Annotated in this window: 5 protein-coding genes; 2 read left to right on the forward strand and 3 right to left on the reverse strand. The window is 68.5% G+C overall.

Annotated elements, in window-relative coordinates; genetic code table 11:
* Positions 1-45 precede the first annotated feature (45 nt).
* Complete coding sequence (gene mqnP / locus YWW_RS0124115; protein ID WP_026932100.1) at positions 46-930, reverse strand: menaquinone biosynthesis prenyltransferase MqnP; 885 nt, start codon at positions 928-930, stop codon at positions 46-48.
* Complete coding sequence (locus YWW_RS0124120) at positions 923-2,383, reverse strand: menaquinone biosynthesis decarboxylase (protein ID WP_026932101.1); 1,461 nt, start codon at positions 2,381-2,383, stop codon at positions 923-925. The genes mqnP and YWW_RS0124120 overlap by 8 nt, the downstream gene beginning before the upstream one ends.
* A 200-nt stretch (positions 2,384-2,583) precedes the next feature.
* Between YWW_RS0124120 and YWW_RS0124125 the strand changes: the two genes are divergently transcribed.
* Together YWW_RS0124125 and YWW_RS0124130 are read left to right on the forward strand one after the other, a co-directional pair.
* Positions 2,584-4,173, forward strand: a complete 1,590-nt coding sequence (locus tag YWW_RS0124125) for an MFS transporter (protein ID WP_026932102.1) — start codon at positions 2,584-2,586, stop codon at positions 4,171-4,173.
* A gap of 14 nt (positions 4,174-4,187) precedes the next feature.
* A complete protein-coding gene (locus tag YWW_RS0124130) occupies positions 4,188-4,799 on the forward strand; it encodes a TetR/AcrR family transcriptional regulator (protein ID WP_051326260.1) in 612 nt (203 codons plus the stop codon).
* A gap of 135 nt (positions 4,800-4,934) precedes the next feature.
* Here YWW_RS0124130 and YWW_RS0124135 read toward each other — a convergent pair.
* Positions 4,935-6,680: glycoside hydrolase family 6 protein (locus YWW_RS0124135; RefSeq protein WP_026932104.1), on the reverse strand; the 1,746-nt coding region annotated here is incomplete at its 5' end.

Genomic DNA, 6,680 nt, shown 5'->3' on the forward strand with positions numbered 1-6,680 from the left:
GCATCCCGCAAGTGTACAAAACATTTTCCGTCGACGGAAAATGATTTACCGGAGAACGAGGTCTCCGAGTGCGAAGGCGAACAGGGCGATCGCCACGACGCCGTTGGCGGTGAAGAAGGCCCGGTTCGCCTTCGACAGGTCGTCCGCTTTCACGATCGCGTGCTCGTAGACGAGGACGGCGGCGACCAGTGCCAGGCCGATCCAGTAGGGGACGCCGAAGCCGGTCAGGGCCCCGAACCAGGCGAACATCGCCCAGGTCACCACGTGCGTCACCGTGGAGGCGCCCAGCGCGGCCTTGACGCCCCACCTCGCCGGAGTCGAGCGCACGCCGATGCGCCGGTCGACCTCGACGTCCTGGCAGGCGTAGATCAGGTCGAAGCCGCCGATCCACAGCCCCACCGCCAGACCGAGCACGATCGCCGGACCGGAGCCTTCGAAGGTGCCGGTCACCGCCAGCCACGCGCCCACCGGCGCGACCATCTGCGCCAGGCCGAGGACCGCGTGCGGGTAGTCGGTGAAGCGCTTGGCGTACGGGTAGACGATCAGCGGCGCGACGGCGAGAGGGCTCAGCACCAGGCACAGCGGGTTGAGCAGGGCCGCCGAGGCCAGGAAGACGACCAGGCTCACCGCGCAGCCGATGTAGGCGGTCCGCAGGCTCACCGCGCCGGTCACGAGCTCGCGCCCGGCCGTCCGCGGGTTCTTCGCGTCGATCTTCCTGTCGATGATGCGGTTCGCGGCCATCGCCAGCGTCCGCCCCGAGACCATCGCGACCGTCACCAGGGCCAGCACGCCCCAACTGAAGGCGTCCTCCAGCTCCATGGCGGTGAGCGTCGCGAGGTACGCGAACGGCAGGGCGAAGATCGAGTGCTCGAAGGCGACGAGTTTGAGGAAGTCCCGGACGTGGTTCGGCCGGGAGGCGGTGTCAGTCAAGTCCGTATTCTTTCCAGCGGCGGTCGACGGTGGCCCTCACCGCAGAGCTCATCCGCGTCTCCTCGGGCCAGCCGCGCGTGTAGCCCTCCTCGGGCCATTTCGCGGTCGCGTCGATGCCGGCCTTGCCGCCCCAGAACTGGTGGTACGAGGCGTGGTCGAGGTGGTCCACGGGCCCTTCGGTCAAGAGCAGGTCCCGCGAGTAGTCGACGTTGCCCAGGGCCCGCCACGCCACCTCGCGGTAGTCGTGGACGTCGCAGTCGGCGTCGACGACGACGATGAGCTTGGTCAGGCTCATCATCTGGAGGCCCCAGATCGCGCTCATGACCTTCTGGGCCTGCTTGGGGAACTTCTTGTCGATCGAGACGATCACGCAGTTGTGGAAGACGCCCGCGGCCGGCATGTCGTAGTCGACGATCTCGGGGATCATGATCTTGACCAGCGGCAGGAAGATCCGCTCGGTGGCCTTGCCGAGCCCGTGGTCCTCCTGCGGCGGCGCCGAGGTGATGATCGTGTGGTAGATCGGGTTCTGGCGCATGGTCATTGCCTCGACGTGCATGACCGGGAACGGCTCGATCGGCGTGTAGAAGCCGGTGTGGTCGCCGAAGGGCCCCTCGGGGAGGCGCTCGGCCGGCTCGGCCCAGCCCTCGAGGACGATCTGCGAGGTGGCCGGGACCTGGAGCGGCACGGTCAGGCAGTCGGTCATCTCGACGCGCTCGCCGCGCAGGAAGCCCGCGAAGAGGTACTCGTCGATGTCGGGCGGCAGGGGCGCGGTGGCGGCGTAGGCCATGACCGGGTCGGGGCCGATCGCCACCGCGATGGGGAGGCGCTCGCCGCGCCGCTCGGCCTCGGCGTAGTGGCCGGTGGAGTTCTTGTGGATCTGCCAGTGCAGGCCGAGGGTGCGCTCGTCGTGCTGCTGGAGCCGGTAGAGGCCGACGTTTCGCTTGCCGGTCGCCGGGTGTTTGGTGTGCGTCAGCCCGAAATTGTGGAACACGCCGCCGTCGCCGGGCCATACTTGAAGGCCGGGCAGCCGGCTCAGGTCGACGTCGTCGCCCTTGTACACGACCTCCTGGCAGGGGGCCCTGCGGACCTTCTTGGGCGGGACGGACTTGAGCTGCATGAGTTTGCCGAGGCCGTCGCGGATGCCGGCCCAGCCGACGGGCAGCTCGGGCCGGGCGAGCTCGCCGATGCGCTCGCCGATCTCGTCGAGGCGGCGGACGCCGAGGGCCTTGGCCATGCGCGGCAGGGTGCCGAAGAGGTTGATCGCCAGGGGCATCTCGCTCCCGGCGGGGTTCTCGAACAGCAGCGCCGGGCCGCCGTCGCGGATCACGCGCCGGGTGATCTCGGAGATCTCCAGGTTCGGGTCCACTTCGGCGGAGACGCGGGTGAGCTCGCCGTCGGCTTCGAGCGCGGCGAGGAACGATTGGAGGTCGTCATACGGGAATTTAGCGGCCACGAGGCCATTGAACCACTTGCCGCGAGGGCGCGGAATCCGGAAAGACGCGATGTGTCGGCGGCGGGCGGTAGATTTCCCTGTGAGCTATATTACGATACGGTACCGTATCGTTTCGAAAAGACTTAGTCTGTCTCCAACACCACCACGCGAGGCGTGGCAGAGCGAATCGAACGCACAACCGCACGCAGAATGGAAACCCCGTGACCGAAACCCGTTCCGACCCGACCGCCGAGGACACCGGCCACCCGCGCAGGTGGGCCATCCTCGCGGTCCTGGTGATCAGCCTCATCGTCGCCGTCCTGGACAACACCGTCCTCAACGTCGCCATGAGGACCCTGGCCGACCCGAACGAGGGCGTCGGCGCCAGCCAGAGCGAACTGGCCTGGATGATCAACTCCTACACCCTCGTCTTCGCCGGCCTCCTGTTCGCCGCCGGCGTCATCGGCGACCGGATCGGCCGCAAGCGAATGCTCCTGGGCGGCCTGTTCGTCTTCGGCCTCGCCTCGCTCCTGTCGGCCTACGCCTCCACCCCCGACCAGCTCATCTGGTACCGCGCCCTCATGGGCGCCGGCGCGGCGATCATGATGCCCTCGACGCTCTCGATCCTGCGCGACGTCTTCTCCAACCGGGAGTTCCCCAAGGCCCTCGGCATCTGGACCGGGGCGGTCGGCATCGGCGGCGCCCTCGGCCCGATCGTCGGCGGCGCGCTCCTGGAGCGGTTCTGGTGGGGCTCGGTCTTCCTGATCAACGTCCCGATCATCGCCTTCGGCCTCGTCGCGATCTTCCTCCTCGTGCCCGAGTCCAAGGGCCGCCAGACCCGCCCCGACCTGGTCGGCATGGCCCTGTCCATGGTCGGCCTGGTCAGCCTCACCTACGGCATCATCGAAGCCGGCGACACCGGCTCGTGGACCGGCGCGGAGGTCTGGGGCACCATCGGCCTCGGCGTGCTCGTCCTGGTCGCCTTCGTCCTGTGGGAGCGGCGCACCCCGCACGCCTCCCTGGACATGAAGCTGTTCAAGAGCACCCGCTTCTCGGCCTCTTCGGCGATCATCACGCTGACCTTCTTCGGCATGATGGGCGTGATGTTCTTCATGACCTTCTACCTCCAGATGCTCAAGGACTTCTCGCCGCTGCAGACGGGTCTGCTGTTCCTGCCGTTCGGCGCGGCCATGCTGGTCTTCGCGCCGCTGTCGAACACGCTCGTGGAGCGGTTCGGCGCCAAGGCCGTCGGCATCGTGGCGATGCTGCTGGTCATGACCAACCTCCTGGTCACCGCGCTCGCCTACGAGGCCGACACCCCGGTCTGGCTCATCATCGCGATGTTCTTCGTCACCGGCATGGGCATGGCGAACCTCATGCCGCCCGCGATGAACACGCTCATGTCCTCGGCGCCCAGAGACCAGGCCGGCGTCGCCTCCGCCCTGGCCAACACCCTGCGCCAGACCGGCGGCGCGATCGGCGTGGCCGTGCTCGGCACCGTCATGGCCCAGGCCTACCGCACCCAGATCGCCGACACCGCCCCGCAGCTGCCAGAGGCGGCCCGCTCGGACCTGCCCTCCACCTACGGGGCGCTCGAGTCCGGCGCGATCCCGCCCGAGGCGGTGCCCTCGATCACGGACGCGGCGAACACCTCGTTCATCGACGCGCTCCACACCACCGCGTTCGCGGCTCTGGGCGTCTCGGCCCTCGGCCTCATCGTGATCGCGCTGTTCTTCCCCGGCAAGAGCCGCGGGCAGGACCGCGCCGCCGAGCCCGAGCGGGCCGCCGAGCCCGTGCTCAGCGAGGTGTGAGAGAGAATCGACGCATGGAACCCGTGCTCGGCGAGACCGACGACCAGATCCGCGCCAAAGGCCGCCCGCGCAGCGAGGCCGTGAGCCGGTCGATCCTGGAGGCCACCTTGGACCTCATCGCCGAGCACGGGACCGTCGCCGACGTCAGCGTCGAGGGCGTCGCCGAGCGCTCCGGCGTCTCAAAGGCCACGATCTACCGCCGCTGGCCCTCCAAGGAGGCGCTGGTGGCGGCGGCCGTCGAGAGCGTCAAGGCGCCGATCCCGACGGACCTGCCGCGCACCTCGCTCCGCGACGACCTGGTCTTCATCGGCGACAACATGCGCAAGGCCGCCGGCCCGAGGGACAGCAAGGTCTTCAAGTGCATGATGCTGGTCGCCAAGGACCCCGAGTACAAGCGCTACCACGACCGCTTCGTCGAGCGCCGCAGGGCCTTCATCAGGGAGGTCTTCGGCTACTGGGCCGAGCGGGGGGAGGTCGGCGACCAGGTCGACCTGGATCTGGCCGTCGCGATGTTCAACAGTCCGCTGCTGACCATCCTCGTGTACGGCCAGTACGCGGACCTCAAGAGCGCCGACATCGTCGAGCGGATCGTCGACCTGCTGCTCGCGGGCATGGCCCCGAGATAGGAACGGGGCCCCGCCGTCCCGCGGGGCCCCGTATTCGGAAGGAACCGAGAATCCGGTCTATGTGACGGCTCGGCGGCCACTCACGTCGCCGAGCCGTTCCTTGTGTTCAGTCGGTCGCTGTCGAGAACCGTCGCCCTAGAGCGGCGGGTAGGCGTTCGCGAGGAGCTCGGCGAACTGCTCGGAGGACCAGTGGCCCGACAGGGGCATGTTGTCCCTGGCGCCCGAGGGGTTGTTCCCGTTGCGGGGGTTGCCCTGGTAGTCCGGGTCGCACATCTCGTCGAAGCCCTTGCCCTGGTCGTTGTCGATCGGCTCGGAGGCGCCGTCGGACTCGCCCGGGGGCTTGATCCACACGTAGGCGTCGATCGTCGGGTACTCCGGGTCGGGGCTGGCCTGCGGGCGCTCGCCGAGGCCGGCTCCGGCCTGGTTGCACCAGTTGCCCTTCTGGATGCGCTGGTCGATGCGCGACTCGTCGACGTAGGTCACCGGGTCGTCCGAGGACGAGGTGCCGGTGGGCCGGTAGTCGCCGCCCCAGCCGTTGCGGCTGGTGTCGATCAGCACGCCCATGTCGTCGTTGTAACCGGCGTCGACCATCGCGTCGCGGAGGGCGGTCGAGAAGTCCGACTCGTTGTTGAAGTCGTTCCAGTCCACCCACGGCAGCTCGGGGTTCTGGTTCAGCGCCTGGCCGCCGACGTTGTCGTCGACGTTCCAGTAGGGCTCCTTCAGCGCCGAGTAGTTGGCGGTGTTGGAGATGATCCCGTGGACGTCGTCGGCGGTCATGCCGTTCATGCCGATGAGCGTGCCCATCAGCTCGGCGGTGGCGAAGAAGTTGTCGTACTCCGGGTTGGTGTCGCCCCAGCCGATCCAGCCGTGGTGACCGGCGTCGATGTAGTTGTAGGTGTTCGGCAGCGCGCCCAGCTCCGCGGCGGCGTAGGAGATGCCGTTCTGGTAGTTGCCGTTGGCCTTCATCTCATCGCACTTGTCGGTCGCGGTCGGCCGCGGCGAGACGTTCGTGACGAGGTTCGGCAGCGAGTCGATCTCGATCACGTTGACGATCCTGAGGTCCGCGTAAGCGGGGTCGCTCATGATGTCGACGATCACGTCGATGTACTCGGTCTTGTACGCGTCGATCTCATCGGGGCCGAGCTTGCCGTTCGAAGCGAGCGCGGCGCAGTCGCGACCGGGCAGGTTGTAGATGACGACCTGGATGAGGTCGGCGCCCTGCGTGACGGCCTCGTCGAGGTGCTCCTGAAGGCCCCAGCCGCCGGTCGAACCCGGGTCGCCGTCGCCGTGGACGGTGGCAGTGGAGTCCATCCACACACCGGTCGGCTGGTCGGCGATCGCGTCGCCGCCCGGCTCAGCCCTGGCCTGGTCGGCCCACTGCGGGTTGACGTAGACCTGGGCGCCCTCGTACGGGTTGTCGACCTTGTCGCCCGGCTCGCCCGGCTCGTCGGGGGTCGTCGGGTCGTCCGGGTCCGTCGGGTCGTCGGGGTCGTCCTGGTTGTTGCAGACGTCGCCGTTGATGGTGAACTGGCCGGGCGCGGTCGAGCTGCCCGAGCCGACGAAGCCGAAGACCTCGCGGCTCTGGCCGGAGGCGATGGAGCCGTTCCATCCGACGTCGGAGCCGGTGAAGGTCGAGCCGCTCTGGCTCCAGTCGACGTTCCAGGCGCTCTGGACGGAGGTGCCGGAGGGGAAGTCCCAGGCGATCTCCCAGCCGTTGATCGGCTCGTCGGCGGTGACGACGATGTTGGCCTGGAAACCCCCGCCCCAGCTGCTGATGACGTTGTAGTCGACCTCGCATCCCGCTTCGGCGGACGCCTGGTTCGCCGAGGCGATGGTCAAGGCGCCGGCACCGAGCGCGGCGACGGCCGCGGCGGTGACCGC

The sequence above is a fragment of the Glycomyces tenuis DSM 44171 genome (assembly GCF_000427885.1).
Lineage (GTDB): Bacteria > Actinomycetota > Actinomycetes > Mycobacteriales > Micromonosporaceae > Glycomyces > Glycomyces tenuis.